General features: G+C 46.0%; 16 protein-coding genes and 11 tRNA genes. 25 read left to right on the top strand and 2 right to left on the bottom strand.

The window, feature by feature from the left end; translation table 11 throughout:
• Window positions 1-8 precede the first annotated feature (8 nt).
• From J4N37_RS03435 to J4N37_RS03385, 11 genes are all read left to right on the top strand, one after another.
• A tRNA-Met gene (locus J4N37_RS03435) sits at window positions 9-85 on the top strand.
• 53 nt (window positions 86-138) lie between these two features.
• A tRNA-Leu gene (locus J4N37_RS03430) sits at window positions 139-223 on the top strand.
• A 40-nt stretch (window positions 224-263) separates the two neighbouring features.
• Window positions 264-338, top strand: a tRNA-Gln gene (locus tag J4N37_RS03425).
• Window positions 339-371: 33 nt separating this feature from the next.
• Window positions 372-456 (top strand) — tRNA-Leu (locus J4N37_RS03420).
• Between the two features lie 31 nt (window positions 457-487).
• A tRNA-Gln gene (locus J4N37_RS03415) sits at window positions 488-562 on the top strand.
• Between the two features lie 53 nt (window positions 563-615).
• Window positions 616-700: transfer RNA gene (locus J4N37_RS03410), tRNA-Leu, on the top strand.
• 23 nt (window positions 701-723) lie between these two features.
• Window positions 724-800, top strand: a tRNA-Met gene (locus J4N37_RS03405).
• Between the two features lie 18 nt (window positions 801-818).
• Window positions 819-903, top strand: a tRNA-Leu gene (locus tag J4N37_RS03400).
• A 21-nt stretch (window positions 904-924) separates the two neighbouring features.
• A tRNA-Leu gene (locus tag J4N37_RS03395) sits at window positions 925-1009 on the top strand.
• A gap of 46 nt (window positions 1010-1055) precedes the next feature.
• Window positions 1056-1130: transfer RNA gene (locus J4N37_RS03390), tRNA-Gln, on the top strand.
• A 54-nt stretch (window positions 1131-1184) separates the two neighbouring features.
• Window positions 1185-1270, top strand: a tRNA-Leu gene (locus J4N37_RS03385).
• 160 nt (window positions 1271-1430) lie between these two features.
• On the opposite strand, the gene J4N37_RS03380 is transcribed toward J4N37_RS03385, so the two are convergent.
• Window positions 1431-2606, bottom strand: a complete 1176-nt coding sequence (locus J4N37_RS03380; protein WP_252041681.1) for a 2-octaprenyl-3-methyl-6-methoxy-1,4-benzoquinol hydroxylase — start codon at window positions 2604-2606, stop codon at window positions 1431-1433.
• 258 nt (window positions 2607-2864) lie between these two features.
• On the opposite strand from J4N37_RS03380, the gene miaB reads away from it, so the two are divergent.
• The 5 genes from miaB to lnt all read left to right on the top strand — a co-directional run bounded on the left by miaB (window position 2865) and on the right by lnt (window position 8491).
• Window positions 2865-4289, top strand: a complete 1425-nt coding sequence (gene miaB, locus J4N37_RS03375; protein WP_005438595.1) for a tRNA (N6-isopentenyl adenosine(37)-C2)-methylthiotransferase MiaB — start codon at window positions 2865-2867, stop codon at window positions 4287-4289.
• Between the two features lie 73 nt (window positions 4290-4362).
• Window positions 4363-5460 carry a PhoH family protein gene (locus tag J4N37_RS03370; protein ID WP_010446465.1) on the top strand — a complete coding sequence of 366 codons (1098 nt, stop codon included), beginning with the start codon at window positions 4363-4365 and terminating at the stop codon, window positions 5458-5460.
• Window positions 5461-5462: 2 nt separating this feature from the next.
• On the top strand, window positions 5463-5927 hold the full coding sequence (gene ybeY, locus J4N37_RS03365) for an rRNA maturation RNase YbeY (RefSeq protein ID WP_252041680.1): 465 nt from the start codon (window positions 5463-5465) through the stop codon (window positions 5925-5927).
• Between the two features lie 106 nt (window positions 5928-6033).
• Window positions 6034-6933, top strand: coding sequence for a CNNM family magnesium/cobalt transport protein CorC (gene corC / locus J4N37_RS03360; RefSeq protein WP_010446451.1), 900 nt, complete (start codon window positions 6034-6036; stop codon window positions 6931-6933).
• 37 nt (window positions 6934-6970) lie between these two features.
• Window positions 6971-8491, top strand: coding sequence for an apolipoprotein N-acyltransferase (lnt, locus tag J4N37_RS03355; RefSeq protein ID WP_252041679.1), 1521 nt, complete (start codon window positions 6971-6973; stop codon window positions 8489-8491).
• Between the two features lie 51 nt (window positions 8492-8542).
• Here the strand turns inward: lnt and J4N37_RS03350 are convergent, their stop codons facing one another.
• Window positions 8543-9013: a zinc ribbon-containing protein gene (locus J4N37_RS03350; RefSeq protein ID WP_010446446.1), complete on the bottom strand. Its 471-nt coding sequence runs from the start codon at window positions 9011-9013 to the stop codon at window positions 8543-8545.
• A 154-nt stretch (window positions 9014-9167) separates the two neighbouring features.
• Between J4N37_RS03350 and leuS the strand changes: the two genes are divergently transcribed.
• The 9 genes from leuS (at window position 9168) to J4N37_RS03305 (ending at window position 19500) form a co-directional block, all read left to right on the top strand.
• Window positions 9168-11741: a leucine--tRNA ligase gene (gene leuS, locus J4N37_RS03345; protein WP_038886052.1), complete on the top strand. Its 2574-nt coding sequence runs from the start codon at window positions 9168-9170 to the stop codon at window positions 11739-11741.
• A 171-nt stretch (window positions 11742-11912) separates the two neighbouring features.
• The gene (locus tag J4N37_RS03340) at window positions 11913-12455 is read left to right on the top strand and encodes an LPS-assembly lipoprotein LptE (protein ID WP_010446442.1); all 543 of its coding nucleotides are present in this window, start codon (window positions 11913-11915) and stop codon (window positions 12453-12455) included.
• 3 nt (window positions 12456-12458) lie between these two features.
• Window positions 12459-13478, top strand: a complete 1020-nt coding sequence (gene holA / locus J4N37_RS03335; RefSeq protein WP_252041677.1) for a DNA polymerase III subunit delta — start codon at window positions 12459-12461, stop codon at window positions 13476-13478.
• Between the two features lie 90 nt (window positions 13479-13568).
• The gene (rsfS, locus tag J4N37_RS03330; protein WP_029560931.1) at window positions 13569-13886 is read left to right on the top strand and encodes a ribosome silencing factor; all 318 of its coding nucleotides are present in this window, start codon (window positions 13569-13571) and stop codon (window positions 13884-13886) included.
• A gap of 4 nt (window positions 13887-13890) precedes the next feature.
• The gene (gene rlmH / locus J4N37_RS03325; protein WP_010446437.1) at window positions 13891-14361 is read left to right on the top strand and encodes a 23S rRNA (pseudouridine(1915)-N(3))-methyltransferase RlmH; all 471 of its coding nucleotides are present in this window, start codon (window positions 13891-13893) and stop codon (window positions 14359-14361) included.
• 29 nt (window positions 14362-14390) lie between these two features.
• Window positions 14391-16310 (top strand): penicillin-binding protein 2, encoded by a 1920-nt coding sequence (gene mrdA / locus J4N37_RS03320; RefSeq protein ID WP_071235980.1) that lies wholly within the window; start codon window positions 14391-14393, stop codon window positions 16308-16310.
• Window positions 16310-17431 carry a rod shape-determining protein RodA gene (gene rodA / locus J4N37_RS03315; protein WP_038886046.1) on the top strand — a complete coding sequence of 374 codons (1122 nt, stop codon included), beginning with the start codon at window positions 16310-16312 and terminating at the stop codon, window positions 17429-17431. Before mrdA ends, rodA begins: the two co-directional genes overlap by 1 nt.
• 2 nt (window positions 17432-17433) lie before the next feature.
• Window positions 17434-18231 carry a septal ring lytic transglycosylase RlpA family protein gene (locus J4N37_RS03310; protein WP_010446430.1) on the top strand — a complete coding sequence of 266 codons (798 nt, stop codon included), beginning with the start codon at window positions 17434-17436 and terminating at the stop codon, window positions 18229-18231.
• A 90-nt stretch (window positions 18232-18321) separates the two neighbouring features.
• Window positions 18322-19500 (top strand): serine hydrolase, encoded by a 1179-nt coding sequence (locus tag J4N37_RS03305; RefSeq protein ID WP_010446428.1) that lies wholly within the window; start codon window positions 18322-18324, stop codon window positions 19498-19500.
• Window positions 19501-19617 lie beyond the last annotated feature (117 nt).

The raw sequence follows: 19617 nt of genomic DNA, 5'->3' as shown, positions 1-19617 counted from the left end.
ATTGTGTTGGCTACGTAGCTCAGCTGGTTAGAGCACATCACTCATAATGATGGGGTCACAGGTTCGAATCCCGTCGTAGCCACCATTTATTTCGTTGTTTAGGTTTTTACCAATTACCTTTATAACGACAGAAAAGTTGCGGAAGTGGCGGAATTGGTAGACGCACCAGATTTAGGTTCTGGCGCCGCAAGGTGTGAGAGTTCAAGTCTCTCCTTCCGCACCATACTTTTCTAACTTGATTAGTCTTTATGACTATCGCCTGCAGGTCTATCGCCAAGCGGTAAGGCAGCGGCTTTTGATGCCGCCATTCCCTGGTTCGAATCCAGGTAGACCTGCCACTATTTTGATTATTGAGTTTACTCAGTAATTATGCGGAAGTGGCGGAATTGGTAGACGCACCAGATTTAGGTTCTGGCGCCGCAAGGTGTGAGAGTTCAAGTCTCTCCTTCCGCACCATTATTAAAAGTCTCTTTAATTAGAGCGCTGTAGGTCTATCGCCAAGCGGTAAGGCAGCGGCTTTTGATGCCGCCATTCCCTGGTTCGAATCCAGGTAGACCTGCCATATTCAACGTTACTGATGTTTTACCAATTACATCAATAACTACAGATCAAGTTGCGGAAGTGGCGGAATTGGTAGACGCACCAGATTTAGGTTCTGGCGCCGCAAGGTGTGAGAGTTCAAGTCTCTCCTTCCGCACCATACTTGATTAAAGAATATAGAATGGCTACGTAGCTCAGCTGGTTAGAGCACATCACTCATAATGATGGGGTCACAGGTTCGAATCCCGTCGTAGCCACCATTAATATAGATTTTAGATGCGGAAGTGGCGGAATTGGTAGACGCACCAGATTTAGGTTCTGGCGCCGCAAGGTGTGAGAGTTCAAGTCTCTCCTTCCGCACCATCTAAAAATAATCTATACTTTGCGGAAATGGCGGAATTGGTAGACGCACCAGATTTAGGTTCTGGCGCCGCAAGGTGTGAGAGTTCAAGTCTCTCTTTCCGCACCATACTTTCCTTTATAGGAAAGCACTTAGTTGAAAGGCTAAGATTAGTAGGGCTATCGCCAAGCGGTAAGGCAGCGGCTTTTGATGCCGCCATTCCCTGGTTCGAATCCAGGTAGCCCTGCCATTACACAACGTTGTTGAGGTTTTACCAATTACCTTGATAACTACAGAATAAGTTGCGGAAGTGGCGGAATTGGTAGACGCACCAGATTTAGGTTCTGGCGCCGCTAAGGTGTGAGAGTTCAAGTCTCTCCTTCCGCACCATTCTTGAAAAACCCAGCATTAATTTGCTGGGTTTTTTCTTTTTCCTGATTCTGGACTCGGTAGATCTCTGATTTATCGAATTAAAAAAGCGAGCTCATGGCTCGCTTTTTTTCTATCTATTGCTTTTCTATCGACTGCTTTCTATGTGCTCAGAAGTCTTTTACATACCTAGCGCATACTTTAATACTTGGGCTTTGATCGGTCCTGAGTTTTCCGCCAGCTTCAATGCTGCATTACGAGCGAACTTCAATGGGCCTAAATCATTACTAAAGCCTTTGTAGAACACATCCATGCCCGTTTGCATTAACAAGTTATCTGGTCGACGAGCGCGCTCATATTTGGCAAGCAATGCATCATTAAGTTGCTCTTGCTGATCGGTAACCGCAAGCAGAACATCAACATCTTTAAAGCCGAGATTCACGCCTTGCCCAGCTAGAGGGTTAATCGTATGAGCAGAATCCCCCACTAACACGCAATTCTTGTTTGAATAACTTTGAGCATGGCGACGAGTGAGTGGGAATGAGCCAAATTGTAGAACTTCAATATCACCCAACTCGGCAGGAAAATGACGTAGGACCTCTTCTCTTAACTGAGGTTTCGTCATCGCGCATAATTGTTTAATGCGTTTTGGCGAGTCATACCAAACCAACGAACCCTGCCCGACTTCTTTACCATCTTCAGTTAATGAGCATAACGGCAAGAATGAGCGTGGACCTGACGGAGTAAATTGCTGCCAAGTGATGTCTTGTTGAGGAAGTTCGGTTTTCACGTTGATCAGCATGCAATGTTGACGGTAATCCCATGCGGTTACGCCAATACCCGCCAATTGACGAACTTTCGAGTTCGCGCCATCGGCACCAATCACCCAACTCGCTTCAAACTGCTCGCCACTTTCTAGCGTTACACGGTTTACCTCGGAAAATTCGATGTCTTTCAATCGCTCTGGGCACATTACCGTTAAGTTGTCGTATTGTGCGAAAGTTTGCCAAAGGCCAAGTTGGATTAGGCGGTTTTCAACAATATATCCTAACTGCTCCAACGAAAGCTCATCAGAGTGAAAACGTGTACGGCACTCAGGATGTTCCCACGTTTCCAAACGACGATAAGGGCACACTCGCATGCTTTCAATCGCAGACCATGCGCCTAATGAATCAAGTAGCCTCACCGACTGATGGGAAATTGCAGATACACGAATATCCAACGCTTGAGAAACCTCAAACGCCTTTGGTTCTGCACCTTCTACTACTACAACGCTTCTGCCTTGCTTGGCAAACCCAACAGCCACGGCGGCCCCGACCATGCCGCCACCGATTACGGCGATGTCATACTTGTTCATTTTTTGCTCTTCATCGTATTGATTAATTGGCGTTTTTTAATTGTACGTTCCATGGCTATTTTTACAAAATTGTTTAACAAAAAACCTTGCTGTATATAGGGCAAAAAACTAGATTTCATCAGGGTTTGCAGAGAATTCGTCAGATCACTAGTCAGGTGCTTTTTAAAGCAGTACAATACGCCGCTTACCGCCGAGATGGCGGCTATAATTTGAGCAATAGCTCTCCGATTTAAGTACAACTGAACGAGCGAAAGTGAGATGAGTAAGAAACTGCTAATTAAAACCTGGGGCTGCCAGATGAACGAATACGATTCATCAAAAATGGCCGACCTGCTTAATGCTGCAAACGGCTACGAGCTGACCGAAGAGCCAGAGGAAGCAGACGTACTTCTACTTAACACCTGTTCGATCCGTGAAAAAGCGCAAGAGAAAGTTTTCCACCAGCTTGGCCGTTGGAAAACACTAAAAGATAAAAAACCTGGCGTAGTTATCGGCGTAGGTGGTTGTGTAGCAACTCAAGAAGGTGACCACATCCGTCAACGTGCTCCATACGTTGACGTAATCTTTGGTCCACAAACTCTTCACCGTCTTCCTGAGATGATTAAACAATCTCAATCGGATGAAGCACCAGTAATGGACATTTCATTCCCAGAAATCGAAAAGTTTGACCGTCTACCAGAGCCTCGTGCTGAAGGTGCAACGGCATTCGTTTCTATCATGGAAGGCTGTTCTAAGTACTGTACTTACTGTGTAGTACCGTACACTCGTGGTGAAGAAGTAAGCCGTCCAATGGATGACGTACTGTTCGAAATCGCACAACTAGCAGATCAAGGCGTACGTGAAGTAAACCTACTGGGTCAAAACGTAAACGCGTACCGTGGTCCTATGCACGACGGTGAAATCTGTTCATTTGCAGAGCTGCTTCGTTTGGTTGCGTCTATCGATGGTATTGATCGTATCCGCTTTACAACAAGCCACCCATTAGAGTTTACTGATGACATCATCGCAGTATACGAAGACACACCAGAACTAGTGAGCTTCCTTCACCTACCAGTACAAAGTGGTAGTGACCGCGTACTGACTATGATGAAACGTCCTCACACTGGGATTGAGTACAAGTCGATCATCCGTAAGCTACGTAAAGCACGTCCTGATATCCAAATCAGTTCAGACTTTATCGTTGGTTTCCCTGGTGAAACAGACAAAGATTTCCAAGACACAATGAAGCTAATCAAAGACGTAGACTTTGACATGAGCTTCAGCTTCATCTTCTCTCCACGTCCAGGTACGCCAGCGGCAGATTACCCTTGTGACCTATCAGAGCAAGTGAAGAAAGAGCGTCTATACGAGCTACAACAAACCGTAAACGCACAAGCAATGCGCTACTCTCGTCTAATGCTAGGCACTGAGCAACGCGTTCTGGTTGAAGGTCCTTCTAAGAAGAACCTAATGGAGCTACGCGCTCGTACAGAAAACAACCGTGTAGTAAACTTTGAAGGTAGCGCAGACCTAATTGGTCAATTCGTTGACGTGAAGATTACGGACGTATTTGCTAACTCACTACGTGGTGAGCTAGTGCGTACAGAAAAAGACATGGACCTTCGTAGTGTGATTTCACCAACTCAAATGATGGCGAAAACACGTCGCGAAGATGAGCTAGGTGTAGCTACTTTTACGCCATAAGCTCGTACAAATAGCCATTGAGAGCCTGGTCGTTATCAGGCTCTCGTTAAGTGGCATAAAATGAGAGGCAACATTGAGCAATAAAATCGTAACGCTAGAAATCAATCTAGAACCTTCAGACAACCGCCGACTAGCAAGCCTGTGCGGTCCATTCGATGACAACATCAAGCATTTAGAACGTCGTCTAGGCGTTGAAATTAACCACCGTAGCGACCTTTTCACCATTGTCGGTAAACCTCATACCGCAGCAGCTGCGCTGGATATCCTGAAAACCCTTTACGTAGACACCGCTCCTGTCCGCGGCGAAACCCCTGATATCGAACCAGAGCAGATCCACCTGGCAATCAAAGAATCGGGTGTACTGGAGCAGAATACCGAATCGAACTTCGAACACGGTAAAGAAGTCTTCGTTAAAACGAAAAAAGGTGTGATCAAGCCTCGTACACCAAATCAGGGTCAATACCTGATGAACATGGTGACGCACGATATCACCTTTGGTATCGGTCCTGCTGGTACTGGTAAAACTTACCTAGCGGTTGCAGCAGCCGTTGACGCACTAGAGCGCCAAGAAATCCGTCGTATTCTATTAACTCGTCCTGCGGTTGAAGCAGGTGAGAAACTGGGCTTCCTACCTGGCGATTTGAGCCAGAAAGTCGACCCATACCTACGCCCTCTGTACGATGCCCTATTTGAAATGCTGGGCTTTGAGCGCGTAGAAAAGCTGATTGAACGTAACGTGATTGAGGTAGCACCTCTTGCTTACATGCGTGGTCGTACTCTAAACGACGCCTTCATCATTCTTGATGAGAGCCAAAACACCACTGTAGAGCAGATGAAGATGTTCCTTACGCGTATCGGCTTCAACTCTCGTGCTGTTATCACCGGTGACGTCACTCAAATTGACTTACCTCGCGGTGCAAAATCGGGGCTTCGTCATGCAATTGAAGTACTGAGCGAAGTCGACGACATCAGCTTTAACTTCTTCCAAGCTGACGACGTAGTGCGCCACCCAGTGGTTGCTCGCATCGTTAACGCTTACGAGAAGTGGGAAGCACAAGACCAGAAAGAACGTAAAGAGTTCGAAAAACGCCGTCGTGAAGAACGTGATGCCAAATTGCTAGAAGCAGCCAAAGCTGAACTGAACGCACAAGTTGCGGCAACTAAGGAATAACCATGGCAATTGAACTTGATTTGCAACTGGCAGTCGAAAATGAAGAAGGCTTACCTTCTGAGCAAAATTTCCAATTGTGGCTAGATAAGACTATCCCTCTTTTCCAACCACAAGCGGAACTGACAATTCGTATTGTCGACGAGCAAGAAAGTCACGAGCTAAACCACGAATACCGTGGTAAAGATAAGCCGACCAATGTGCTGTCTTTCCCATTCGAAGTGCCACCGGGTATGGAAATGGACCTACTAGGCGATTTGATCATCTGTCGCCAAGTTGTTGAAAAAGAGGCAGTAGAGCAGAACAAGCCTCTACTAGCACATTGGGCGCATATGGTTGTACATGGCAGCTTGCATCTGCTAGGTTATGACCATATCGAGGATGATGAAGCTGAAGAGATGGAATCCCTCGAAACAGAAATCATGCAAGGTATGGGTTATGAAGACCCGTATATTGCTGAAAAAGAGTAACTTCGGTTGCTCGACAGGGAAAGGCGAACCACCCAGATAACCATCTCGTGCTCGTCTTTCTATGTGAGCTATCACACATCTGATAGCGTTACTTAATTGAGAAACAATGAACGAAGATAATTCTCCCTCTTCTAATGAAGGCAAGAAAGAAAAGGCAGAAGGTCCGAGTAGAAAGTCCTTCTTTGAACGTCTAGGTCAACTATTTCAAGGCGAACCAAAAGACCGCCAAGAGCTTGTGGATGTAATCCGTGACTCTGAAATCAATGACCTGATTGACCACGACACCCGCGACATGCTTGAAGGTGTTATGGAAATCTCCGAAATGCGCGTGCGTGACATTATGATCCCGCGTTCGCAAATGGTTACTGTTGAGCGCACAGACGATCTTGATACTTTGATCGCACTAATCACTGACGCTCAACACTCTCGCTACCCAGTGATCAGCGAAGATAAAGACCATGTGGAAGGCATTCTACTAGCGAAGGACTTACTCAAATACTTGGGCTCAGGCAGTAACCCATTTGATATCGAAGAAGTAATTCGACCAGCAGTCGTGGTACCGGAAAGTAAACGTGTCGACCGCCTGCTAAAAGAGTTCCGTGAAGAACGTTATCACATGGCGATTGTTGTCGATGAATTCGGCGGTGTTTCTGGTCTCGTAACCATCGAAGATATCCTTGAAGAAATCGTAGGGGATATTGAAGATGAGTTCGATGACGATGAAGAAACCGATATCCGTAAGCTAAGCAAGCACACGTTTGCTGTCAGAGCTCTGACAACCATTGAAGAGTTTAATGAGACATTCGGTACCGACTTCAGCGATGAAGAAGTAGATACCGTTGGCGGCATGGTAATGACTGCTTTTGGTCACCTACCATCGCGCGGCGAAGTAGTTGAAATCGAAGCGTACAGCTTCAAAGTAACTGCAGCCGATAACCGTCGTGTCATTCAACTTCAGGTGACGATTCCAGACGAAGAAAAGCTGGTTGAAGCCACTCAAGAGTAACGCGATACCCTAACATCGGGAATATCAGAAAAATAAAATGATGAATGTACTCTTTCATCGCCTCAAGCGGCCCTTAGTGGCCGCTTTTGTTGGCGCCTCCACTACCCTAGCATTTGCCCCTTACCAGTTATGGCCAATCGCCATACTTAGCCCTGCTATCCTGCTTATTCTTCTTGCAAACCAATCGCCTAAGCGCGCGCTTTGGATCGGTTATGCCTGGGGTCTAGGTCAATTTGCAACGGGTGTAAGCTGGGTTTACGTCAGCATTGCTGGCTTTGGCGGCATGCCGCTGATTGCAAACGTCTTCCTCATGGGCCTATTGATCGCTTACTTGTCGGTTTACACTGGCCTGTTTGCATGGCTCAGCAACAAGTTCTTCCCAGAATTTACCCTAAGCAAAGCGCTGCTTGCTGCCCCTGCATTATGGCTAGTCACCGACTGGTTACGTGGCTGGGTAATGACAGGCTTCCCGTGGCTATGGCTTGGCTACAGCCAAATTGACGCGCCATTCGCTAGCTTTGCGCCTATTGGTGGTGTAGAACTGCTAACCCTGTTCGTCATGATCAGTGCTGGCGCGCTAGCGTATGCTTGGATTCACAAACAGTGGTTGGTGGTCATCATCCCTGCCGTGTTGTTAAGTACTGGCTTTGGTATTCGCCAATACGATTGGGTAACACCGCGCGTAGGAGACTCCACTAAAGTAGCTCTTATCCAAGGCAACGTTGACCAAAAACTAAAATGGCTACCAAGCCAACGCTGGCCAACCATCATGAAATACGCAGACCTCACTCGCGAGAACTGGGACGCTGACATCATTGTATGGCCAGAAGCTGCGATTCCTGCGTTTGAAATCGAAGTACCATCTTTCCTAAGGAACATTGATGCCGCTGCAAAGATGAATAACAGTGCCATCATCACTGGTGTCGTTAACCAAGGTGAAGACGGCCAGTTCTACAACAGCATTTTATCTTTAGGTGTAACTCCATACGGCGACTACAGCTTTGATATGGACAAACGCTACCACAAACATCACTTACTTCCGTTTGGTGAGTTTGTACCGTTTGAGGATGTACTGCGCCCATTGGCACCATTCTTTAACTTACCAATGTCTTCCTTCAGCCGTGGCGATTTCATTCAACCAAACATAGTGGCGAATGGTAAGCATATGGATCCTGCGCTGTGTTACGAGATCATTTTCAGTGAGCAAGTGCGTCAGAACGTCACTGATGATACCGACTTCATCCTAACCCTGTCTAATGACGCGTGGTTTGGTCATTCGATTGGTCCACTGCAACACATGGAAATCGCTCGTATGCGTGCATTGGAGCTTGGTAAACCGCTGATTCGCTCTACCAATAATGGTTTAACCGCCGTAACTGACCATAAAGGTAAGATCATCGAACAAATTCCTCAGTTTGAGACCGCAGTACTACGCGCAGAGCTTGTTCCGACAGATGGGCAAACGCCATATCGAGTCGTGGGAACTTGGCCGCTGTATATTTGGGCTGGATTGAGTTTGATGCTCGCTTGGTGGTTACCAAGAAAGAAAAAATCATAAACAAAAAAAGAGGCTCTTGAGCCTCTTTTTTATTTCGTTTGCTAACGTCCACTATGGCTTAAGAGATTGACGACTAAAGCCCGTATGATTGCACTTAATACATGGAATGATGATGGTTGGATGGTTATACGTGGTTTTATGACCACATTCGTCACAGACTAAAGTACCAAGGCCAATCACCTCGCCCGCTTCATAAAGTCCTTGATGCTCTAGATCATCAAATAACTCTACCCACTCCACTTTAGTTCGGTCGGTAATATCGAGCAGACCTTGCCAGATTGAATCAGCAATCGTGAGGTAGAAAGGTCCGCTCTTTCCTTCTTCATAGCTGTCTGAAAACTCTTTCAAATCCGCTTTGACATATGCCGAGATCAACGAGAGTTCATCTTTGGTCATGTCGTTGGCTGCATCCACCACTTTGCCCGACGTTTCGAACACTTTGTTAACTTCATCCGGACTGTGCTTCAAGGTTTCAATCACATCCTCGAGCATTTCCTCATAACCTGCTTTACGTTTAGGCATAACTGACCTCCATCTTTCTACTGCCAGCACCAATTCAAGGTACATGGGTATAGATTGGCTATTGTTGTGATCCCTAGCTTTAGGTATTCTATGATGATCTATTAAAGTCTGTTCTAACCGAACTCACAAATTCCAAGATAACCGGATACCATCGATGCAAGAACAATACAATCCACAAGACCTTGAACAGAAAGTTCAAAAGCACTGGGATGACAACAAGACCTTTGTTGTAAGTGAAGACCCAAATAAAGAAAAATTCTACTGTCTATCCATGTTCCCATACCCAAGTGGTCGACTGCACATGGGTCACGTGCGTAACTACACCATCGGTGACGTAGTATCTCGTTTCCAACGCCTACAAGGCAAAAACGTAATGCAACCAATTGGTTGGGATGCGTTTGGTCTGCCTGCAGAGAACGCTGCAGTTAAAAACAACACTGCGCCTGCACCATGGACTTACGAAAACATTGAGTACATGAAGAACCAACTTAAGCTTCTAGGCTTTGGTTACGACTGGAACCGTGAATTCGCAACGTGTACTCCTGAGTACTACCGTTGGGAACAAGAGTTCTTCACTAAGCTTTACAACAAAGGCCTAGTGTACAAGAAGACTTCTTCTGTTAACTGGTGTCCAAACGACCAAACTGTTCTTGCAAACGAACAGGTTGAAGACGGCTGCTGCTGGCGTTGTGACACACCTGTAGAGCAAAAAGAAATTCCACAGTGGTTCATCAAGATCACTGAATACGCTCAAGAGCTACTAGACGATCTAGATAACCTAGACGGTTGGCCTGAAATGGTTAAAACCATGCAGCGCAACTGGATCGGTCGCTCTGAAGGTGTTGAGCTTAAGTTTGAAGTTAAGGGTCAACAAGACCTAGAAGTTTACACAACACGTCCAGACACACTAATGGGTGTGACTTACGTGGGTATCGCAGCAGGTCACCCTCTGGCAGCAGTAGCAGCAGAGAACAATCCTGAGCTTGCAGCGTTCATCGACGAGTGTAAGAACAACAAAGTAGCGGAAGCTGAACTTGCGACAATGGAGAAGAAAGGTATGGCGACTGGCCTTACTGCTATTCACCCATTGAACGGCCGTGAAGTACCAGTTTACGTAGCTAACTTCGTACTGATGGACTACGGTACAGGCGCTGTAATGGCAGTACCTGCGCATGACCAACGTGACTTCGAATTCGCAACTAAGTACGGTCTAGACATCGTGCCTGTTATCAAGCCAGTAGATGGCAGCGAGCTAGACATCTCTGAAGCAGCATACACAGAGAAAGGTGTACTGTTCGATTCAGGTGAATTCGACGGCCTAGAGTTCCAAGCGGCGTTCGATGCAATCGCAGCGAAGCTAGAAGCAGAAGGCAAAGGCACTAAGACAGTTAACTTCCGTCTACGTGACTGGGGTGTATCTCGTCAACGTTACTGGGGTGCACCAATCCCAATGGTAACAACTGAAGACGGTGAAGTTCACCCAGTACCAGCTGACCAACTACCAGTAATCCTTCCAGAGGACGTGGTAATGGACGGCGTAACAAGCCCAATCAAAGCAGACAAAGAATGGGCGAAGACAACCTTTAACGGCGAACCTGCTCTACGTGAGACAGATACGTTCGACACGTTCATGGAATCTTCTTGGTACTACGCGCGTTACTGTTCACCACAAGCTGACGACATCCTAGATCCAGAAAAAGCAAACTACTGGCTTCCAGTAGACCAGTACATCGGTGGTATCGAGCACGCTTGTATGCACCTACTGTACTCTCGCTTCTTCCACAAACTACTACGTGATGCAGGCTACGTAACGTCTGACGAACCGTTCAAGCAACTACTATGTCAAGGCATGGTACTAGCAGACGCGTTCTACTTCGAGAACGAGAAAGGCGGTAAAGAGTGGGTTGCACCAACAGATGTTGCTGTTGAGCGTGACGGTAAAGGCCGCATCACTTCTGCGAAAGACACTGAAGGCCGCGATGTTACGCACTCAGGCATGATCAAAATGTCTAAGTCGAAAAACAACGGTATCGACCCTCAAGAGATGGTAGATAAGTACGGTGCAGACACAGTGCGTCTATTCATGATGTTCGCGTCTCCTGCAGACATGACACTTGAATGGCAAGAGTCTGGCGTAGAAGGTGCTAACCGCTTCCTAAAACGTGTTTGGAAACTAGTGAACGAGCACACATCAAAAGGCGCAGCAGAAGCAGTAGATGCAGCAGCACTTTCTGGTGACCAAAAAGCACTTCGTCGTGACGTTCATAAGACTATCGCGAAAGTGACTGACGATATCGCTCGTCGTCAAACGTTCAACACAGCAATCGCTGCGATCATGGAACTGATGAACAAGCTAGCGAAAGCACCTCAAGAATCTGCACAAGATCGTGCAATCCTTGATGAAGCGCTAAAAGCGGTAGTTGCAATGCTTTACCCAATCACTCCGCACATCTCATACGAGCTATGGGCTGCGCTAGGTGAAGCAGACATCGATAACGCTGTATGGCCAACGTTCGACGAGAAAGCACTGGTTGAAGACGAGAAAACTATCGTTGTTCAAGTAAACGGTAAGCTACGTGCGAAACTGACTGTTGCAGCAGACGCAACGAAAGAACAAGTGGAAGAGCTTGGTCTAAACGATGAAAACGTTACTAAGTTCACAGATGGCCTAACTATCCGTAAAGTAATTTACGTACCAGGTAAACTGCTGAACATCGTTGCAAACTAGTCTTTCGCTAAAAACGAAACACAGCTTGCAATAACTCAAAGCAACGCGAACCAATTCGCATGCTAGGAGTCATTAAACAGGGTAGTTCGCTACCCTGTTTATTTACCTCAAACCATTCACGCCGAGTGGTTTAAGGTAAATAACCCCTTCAATTTAGGATGAATACAATCAATGCGCTTTTTCTCTTTGATTAAACTACCAGTGGTATTGGTATTAGCGGGGCTTCTTTCTGCCTGTGGTTTTCACCTTCGTGGCGAGTATTCCGTTCCAGAAGAACTGCACACCATGTCATTTACAAGTTACGACAAATACAGTCCTCTGACACGATACGTGTACGCTCAACTAGAGCTCAATAAAGTAAACCTAGTAATGCCATCTTCTAAAATCCCCAACCTAACTCTTATTTCAGAAAGCATAGGAGAGCGTACACTTTCTCTGTATCAAAACAGCCGCGCGGCAGAAAAAGAACTTACTTATAACGTTGTTTATCGTGTGACAATTCCTGAAGTCGGTGCAAAAACCTTCACAACAACCGTTAACCGTAACTACCTCGATAACCCGCTAACCGCACTGGCAAAATCAGTAGAGCGTGACGTAATTGAAGATGAAATGCGCCAACAAGCAGCATCACAAATGATGCGCCAGTTAGGTCGTATCAAGGCTGAATATAACTCAGATGAAATCGTACTCAAGCCAGAAGTAAATAAGTCATAACTTATGCGGATTTTTGCCGATAAACTGGCCGAGCACCTAGCTAAGCATATCAAGCAAGTTTACCTAATTTTTGGTAATGAACCGCTGTTGATTCAGGAAAGCCGCCAAGCGATTCAGGAAATGGCTCGCCAACAAGGCTTCGAAGAAAGGCATCGTTTTTCAGTTGATACCAGCTTAGATTGGAATCAAGTGTACGACTGTTGCCAAGCGCTAAGCCTATTCTCAAGCCGTCAGTTGATTGAGCTTGAGCTGCCAGAGAGTGGCGTGACCACAACGGTTAGCAAAGAGCTGCAAACTTTGTGTGACATGCTACATGAAGACATCATGCTGGTAATCGTCGGTAGCAAACTGACCAAAGCACAAGAGAACGCGAAATGGTTCAAAGCACTTAGTGCAAAAGGTGACTGGGTCAGCTGCCTAACACCCGATTTACAACGCTTGCCGATGTTTGTGCAAGCACGCTGCCGAACCTTGGGATTAAAAGCGGATAAGCAATCTCTGCAAATGTTGGCCCAGTGGCACGAGGGTAATTTGTTCGCACTATCGCAAAGTTTAGAGAAACTCGCTTTGCTCTATCCAGATGGCGAACTGACGGTTGTGCGACTCGAAGAATCACTTAGTCGCCACAACCACTTTACGACGTTCCACTGGATTGATGCCCTACTTGCAGGTAAAGCCAACCGTGCACAACGCATCCTGCGTCAGCTGGAAGCAGAAGGTATAGAAGCCGTTATTCTGATCCGTAGTGTACAGAAAGAGTTCAACCAACTACTCAACATGCACCGAGATCTTACCCAAATGGGTATGATTCAGGTGTTTGAAAAACATCGAGTGTGGCAAAACAAACGCCCATTTTACAATGCTGCGCTGACTCGTCTGTCAGCCTCCCGAATTTGCGCGCTTTTATCTCTATTGGCACACGCCGAGATAAAAGCCAAAACCCAATATGATGAATCTGTGTGGCCAACTATCCATCAATTGAGCCTAGAAACCTGCTCGCCTGATATTAAGCTGGCAATTTAGCTTTCAAAGCGTGATATAGTGCGCAACCAGTTTTAGCCCAGTTAAGTTAAAACACCCACAGATAGAAACGAAAATACCGAGGAAAACCGAGTGCTTCGCGAAGAACTTAAAGACTTTTTAGCCGATAAAGCCGACGACATGAAAGCGGAACAGATTGTTATTCTAGATGTAGAAGGCAAATCAAGCGTGACAGATTACATGATCATTTGTACTGGTACGTCTAAGCGTCACGTTTCATCTATCGCTGATCACGTCGCATCTGAAGTGAAGAAAGCGGGTCTAGAGCCACTAGGTATGGAAGGCGAAAATGAAGGAGAATGGGTTGTCCTAGACATGGGCGACGCCATGCTTCACGTGATGCAAGAAGAACACCGTGAGCTGTACCAACTAGAAAAACTCTGGGGTTAATCTTTTGAAAATTCAACTAATTGCCGTTGGCACAAAAATGCCCAAATGGGTCGAAGAAGGTTTTCAGGAATACCGCCGTCGCTTCCCACATGATATGCCACTCGAGTTGGTTGAAATCCCCGCAGGCAAACGCGGTAAAAACGCAGATATCGCACGCATTCTACAAAAAGAAGGCGAAGCAATGTTGGCTGCAGTACCAAAAGGTAGCCGCATCGTCACGCTCGATATTCCGGGTAAAAAATGGGATACCCCACAACTAGCAGAACAGCTAGAAGCGTGGAAACTTGATGGCCGCGATGTGTCGATTCTAATCGGTGGCCCAGAGGGTCTAGCACCAGCATGTAAAGCTGCCGCTGATCAAAGCTGGTCACTTTCGGCACTGACATTACCACACCCACTGGTTCGTATCGTAATGGCTGAGAGCTTATATCGAGCGTGGAGCATTACAGCTAACCACCCTTACCACCGCGAATAATAGCGACTTAGCAGTAGAGATAAGCGTTAATGATTCGTAGACGCCGCAGTCAAATTCGAGATTACCAAGCAGAAGCACGCCTGTTCGCCAGTCGTGCTGTTTTTGCATTTCTTGGTATTGTTGTCTTGATGGGCCTGTTAGTTGCTAATATGTACAACATTCAGGTCAACCAATTTCAAGACTATCAAACCCGTTCCAACGATAACCGCATTAAAGTGGTACCTATCGCACCTAACCGCGGCCTTATCTACGACCGCAACGGAGTGCTACTTGCTGAAAACCGTCCCGTTTATAACCTGGAGTTAACCCCAGAAAAGATTAAAAACATTGACGAGACAATCCAAGGGTTACAAACCATTCTGGAAATTACCCCAGAACAAATAGAACGCTTTCAACGTGAGCGTAAGCGTACACGTCGCTTCAAGTCTGTACCACTTTTGACCCAATTAAATGAAAAGCAAGTAGCCGTATTTTCTGTCAATCAATACCGCTTCCCTGGTGTTGAGATCAGTGCGACCTTGAAACGTTACTATCCATATGGCGAAGTTCTGACCCACGTCATTGGTTACGTATCACGAATTAATGACCGCGATATGCAACGCTTAGTTCGTGAAGAGAAAGACGCCAACTACCAAGCAACCCGCGATATCGGCAAGTTAGGTATCGAAAAATATTACGAAGACCTACTGCACGGCACGGCAGGCTACCAAGAGGTAGAAGTCAACAGCCGTGGTCGCGTCATCCGTACACTAAAGTATATCCCTCCAATTCCAGGTAGAGATATCGTCTTGAACCTCGATATCAACCTTCAGTTGTACGTACACCAGTTGTTGGATGCTCGACGTGGTAGTGCAGTAGTGCTTGATCCTCGTGATAACGGCGTACTTGCAATGGTATCGAGCCCAAGTTACGACCCAAATGCATTTGTACATGGTATCTCAGGCAAAGCTTACCGAGCTCTACTGAACGATAAGAATCGTCCTTTGGTGAACCGAACTACGCTCGGCATTTATCCTCCTGCCTCGACCATTAAACCATTCATGGCAGTGGCAGCTCTGGAAGAAGGTGTCGTCACACCTAAAACAACTCGTAATGACCCAGGTTATTGGCGTATTCCAAACTCAGATACTCGCCCTTTCCGTGACTGGCTGCGCTGGGGCCATGGTCGCGTTGACATCATCAAGTCAATTGAAGAATCTGTAGATACTTTCTTCTATCAAATCGCCTACGACATGGGCATTGACCGTATCTCTAACTGGATGATGATGTTTGGCTTTGGTGATTACACAGGCATCGACATTTACGAAGAAAGTAAAGCCAACATGCCAACACGTGATTGGAAGATGGCTCGCCATAAGACTCCTTGGTACAAAGGCGATACAATTCCTGTTGGTATCGGCCAAGGGTATTGGACAGCAACGCCAATGCAGATAGCCAAAGCAACTTCGGTTCTCGTCAATGAAGGCGCTGTAACCGCACCGCACTTACTCAAAGCAACCATCGACAATGGTGGTGATTTTGAACAGCAAAAAACATCTGAGTATGTGACCTACCCTCCTATCCAAAACGTGCCAGATAAATACTGGAATATGGCCAAAGAAGGTATGCGCTTGGTTAACCATGGTACCAAAGGTACAGCTCGCCGCTCGTTCTACAACATGACTTACCAAACAGCCGGTAAATCAGGTACTGCACAAGTATTTGGTCTTGGCGAAAATGAAGAGTACAACGCGGACGAAATTGCAGAACACTTACGAGACCACGCTCTATTTACGGGGTTTGCGCCATTTGACGATCCGAAAGTGGTGGTAACTGTTGTACTAGAAAACGCCGGCGGTGGCTCAAGTAATGGTGCACCGGTGGTGAGAAAGATCTTCGACAGAGTCGTTTTGGACGACAACGTAGCTGCTACAGATGATGACGCAGCGAAGAAAAAGGTATCGCACTAATGAAAATGGATCCTTCTACAGGTAAGAATCGAGCTTTATTTGAGCGTTTTCACATCGACTTACCGTTACTGCTAGGCATTCTGGCATTAATGGGGTTTGGTCTGGTCATTATGTACAGTGCTAGTGGCCAGAGCTTTGCAATGATGGATCGCCAAGCAATGCGCATGGTGTTATCGCTGGCTGTCATGCTCGTGTTGGCCCAAATATCACCCAGAACTTATGAAAGTCTCGCTCCACTAATGTTTGTCGGTGGTGTCATACTACTTCTTGGAGTGCTCTTTTTTGGTGAGGCTTCAAAAGGTGCTCAGCGCTGGCTTAACCTAGGGTTTGTTCGTTTTCAGCCTTCAGAATTGCTGAAGCTTGCCGTGCCATTGATGGTTGCGCGCTATATTGGCCGAAAACCACTCCCACCAACATTGACCACGCTAATTGTTGCGCTTGTCATGGTGTTTATTCCCACCATTCTCATTGCTAAACAACCCGACTTAGGTACTTCCATCCTGATCGCAGCTTCAGGTATCTTTGTAATCTTCCTCGCTGGTATCAGTTGGAAAATCATCACAGGTGCCGCCATAGCGTTAGGAGGCTTCATTCCTATTTTGTGGTTCTTCCTGATGCGTGAATACCAAAAAGTACGTGTCCGTACTTTGTTTAACCCCGAATCAGACCCTCTTGGTGCAGGCTACCATATCATCCAAAGTAAAATCGCCATTGGCTCTGGTGGTATTTCAGGCAAAGGCTGGTTACAAGGCACCCAATCACAACTTGAGTTTCTTCCCGAGCGACACACTGACTTTATCTTTGCAGTAATTGCAGAAGAATGGGGTATGATTGGCTTCCTTTGCCTATTAGCCATCTATCTATTTATCATTGGTCGTGGTCTTTACCTCGCTAGCCAAGCACAAACTGCGTTTGGTCGAATGATGGCAGGCAGCATTGTACTCAGCTTCTTCGTGTATATTTTTGTAAATATTGGCATGGTTAGTGGCATCCTACCTGTGGTAGGCGTACCTTTACCGTTGATCAGTTATGGCGGCACCTCAATGGTGACCTTGATGGCTGGTTTTGGCATTTTAATGTCAATTCATACACACAGAAAAGCATTCTCTAAGGCTACCTAGACATGCAAAACCGTTCTTTATACAGCTTAGTTTTCTCTGCTTTGATTTTGGCAGGCTGCTCAAGCCAAAAAGCACAAGAGGGCCGATACGAACTAGAATCAGATGTCGCTCCTGAAAAACCTTTGTCTGTCGAACATATTGAAGATGCACACCCTAAATATGAACCGTACAGTTTAGGGGGTAATAGTAATTACACCTTACGCGGACAAGACTACAAGATCATCCGTGATGCAAAAGGGTTTAAAGAAAAAGGCAAAGCATCTTGGTACGGTGAAAAGTTCCAAGGACATCTCACTTCAAACGGTGAGATCTACGACATGTATTCGATGACAGCGGCTCATAAAACGTTGCCATTGCCAAGTTTTGTAAAAGTAACAAATACAGACAATGGCAAATCAACGATTGTTCGAGTCAATGACCGAGGACCATTTCACGAAGGACGAATTATCGACTTGAGTTATGCAGCCGCTTTCAAGTTAGATGTCGTAAAAACTGGCACAGCCAATGTTGAAATCGAAGTTCTCAGTTTTGAAAAACCTACGGATGAGAAAGCACTCGCTGCGCACCCAAAGTACGTCATTCAAGTCGCTTCATCTAAATATGCAGATCGCACGCGAACTTTAGGCTCAGATATAAGTCAAAAGCTGGATACTGAAATTTTCCTAGAAAGTACAGACGATTTACATCGACTCTTTGTGGGGCCATTTACTGATTATGCTCTGACACAAAGTATGTTAGAGAAAGTTAAGTTGCTCGGCTATCCATCAGCATTTATTAAAAAACACACAACTGTTAAATGACCCGATTCATGAATTTCTATGCAGAGCCTCTCTTATATAACTGGGGATTCTGTTAAGATGACGACAGTTAACCAAAAAATTTGAATTACCATGAATAAAAATAAGTTTGTGAAATCTATTCTCGTTTCTTCGGTTGCTCTTTCTGCAACCTTTGCTCAATCAGCACTTGCATCACCAATTGTTGTTCCAGACGCGCCACAAATCGCAGCGAAAGGCTACGTATTGATGGATTACCATTCAGGTAAAGTACTGGCAGAAAAAGAGATGAACACTAAGTTATCTCCTGCAAGTCTAACGAAAATGATGACCAGCTACGTAATTGGTCAAGAACTCGCGCGTGGTAATATTTCAGAAGACGATGATGTAACCATCAGCAAAAATGCATGGGCGAAGAACTTCCCTGATTCTTCAAAAATGTTCATCGAAGTGGGTACAACCGTTAAGGTACATGACCTAAACCGCGGCATCATCATCCAATCAGGTAACGATGCTTGTGTTGCGATGGCTGAACATATCGCAGGCTCAGAAGATGCATTCGTTGATTTGATGAATGCATGGGCTGACACGCTAGGGATGACAAACACGCACTTTGCAAACGTTCATGGTTTAGACAACCCTAACCTATACTCTACACCTTACGATATGGCATTACTTGGTAAAGCACTGATTCGTGATGTGCCAGATGAATACCGTATTTACTCGGATAAGAAGTTTACTTACAACGGTATCACACAGTACAACCGTAACGGTCTGCTGTGGGACAAGAGCATGAACGTTGACGGTATCAAAACCGGTCACACCAGCAACGCAGGTTACAGCCTAGTAAGTTCAGCAACTGAAGGGCAAATGCGTTTAGTTGCTGTAGTGATGGGTACTAAAGACGCAAACGCGCGTAAATCGGAAAGCAAAAAGCTACTGAGCTATGGTTTCCGCTTCTTCGAAACAGTGGCACCACATAAAGCGGGTGAAACCTTCGTAGAAGAGAAAGTATGGATGGGCAGCAAAGATACCGTCGCTCTCGGTGTAGATGAAGATACTTATGTTACCCTACCTCGCGGTCAAGCAAAGAACCTAAAAGCAAGCTTCGTACTTGAAAAAGAGCTAGAAGCCCCAATTAATAAAGGGGATGTAGTTGGTAAGCTATACTATCAAATTGATGGTGAAGATATTGCTGAGTACCCACTAATGGCACTGGAAACAGTAGACCAAGGCAGCCTATTTAGCCGCATGTGGGACTACATCGTGTTGTTGTTTAAGAGCTTCTTCTAACCGTCGCTTCTGACCAATAAACGAATCTACAAAGCCGCCAACTAGGGCGGCTTTGTTATCTATACTCAAAGGACCCCAACACGCTTGGGTATGATCTTGAGTTAACCCTAATTTGAC

Origin of the sequence: Vibrio sp. SCSIO 43153 (assembly GCF_023716625.1) — a bacterium.
Taxonomy (GTDB): domain Bacteria; phylum Pseudomonadota; class Gammaproteobacteria; order Enterobacterales; family Vibrionaceae; genus Vibrio; species Vibrio rotiferianus.
This window is presented reverse-complemented; position numbering and strand designations above follow the sequence as displayed.

What these genes read in the sequence shown, in the direction of transcription:
- J4N37_RS03380 (WP_252041681.1), bottom strand. Translation starts at nt 2,606, where the DNA reads ATGAACAAGTATGACATCGCCGTAATCGGTGGCGGCATGGTCGGGGCC.
- miaB (WP_005438595.1), top strand. Translation starts at nt 2,865, where the DNA reads ATGAGTAAGAAACTGCTAATTAAAACCTGGGGCTGCCAGATGAACGAA.
- ybeY (WP_252041680.1), top strand. Translation starts at nt 5,463, where the DNA reads ATGGCAATTGAACTTGATTTGCAACTGGCAGTCGAAAATGAAGAAGGC.
- corC (WP_010446451.1), top strand. Translation starts at nt 6,034, where the DNA reads ATGAACGAAGATAATTCTCCCTCTTCTAATGAAGGCAAGAAAGAAAAG.
- lnt (WP_252041679.1), top strand. Translation starts at nt 6,971, where the DNA reads ATGATGAATGTACTCTTTCATCGCCTCAAGCGGCCCTTAGTGGCCGCT.
- J4N37_RS03350 (WP_010446446.1), bottom strand. Translation starts at nt 9,013, where the DNA reads ATGCCTAAACGTAAAGCAGGTTATGAGGAAATGCTCGAGGATGTGATT.
- leuS (WP_038886052.1), top strand. Translation starts at nt 9,168, where the DNA reads ATGCAAGAACAATACAATCCACAAGACCTTGAACAGAAAGTTCAAAAG.
- J4N37_RS03340 (WP_010446442.1), top strand. Translation starts at nt 11,913, where the DNA reads ATGCGCTTTTTCTCTTTGATTAAACTACCAGTGGTATTGGTATTAGCG.
- holA (WP_252041677.1), top strand. Translation starts at nt 12,459, where the DNA reads ATGCGGATTTTTGCCGATAAACTGGCCGAGCACCTAGCTAAGCATATC.
- mrdA (WP_071235980.1), top strand. Translation starts at nt 14,391, where the DNA reads ATGATTCGTAGACGCCGCAGTCAAATTCGAGATTACCAAGCAGAAGCA.
- rodA (WP_038886046.1), top strand. Translation starts at nt 16,310, where the DNA reads ATGAAAATGGATCCTTCTACAGGTAAGAATCGAGCTTTATTTGAGCGT.
- J4N37_RS03310 (WP_010446430.1), top strand. Translation starts at nt 17,434, where the DNA reads ATGCAAAACCGTTCTTTATACAGCTTAGTTTTCTCTGCTTTGATTTTG.
- J4N37_RS03305 (WP_010446428.1), top strand. Translation starts at nt 18,322, where the DNA reads ATGAATAAAAATAAGTTTGTGAAATCTATTCTCGTTTCTTCGGTTGCT.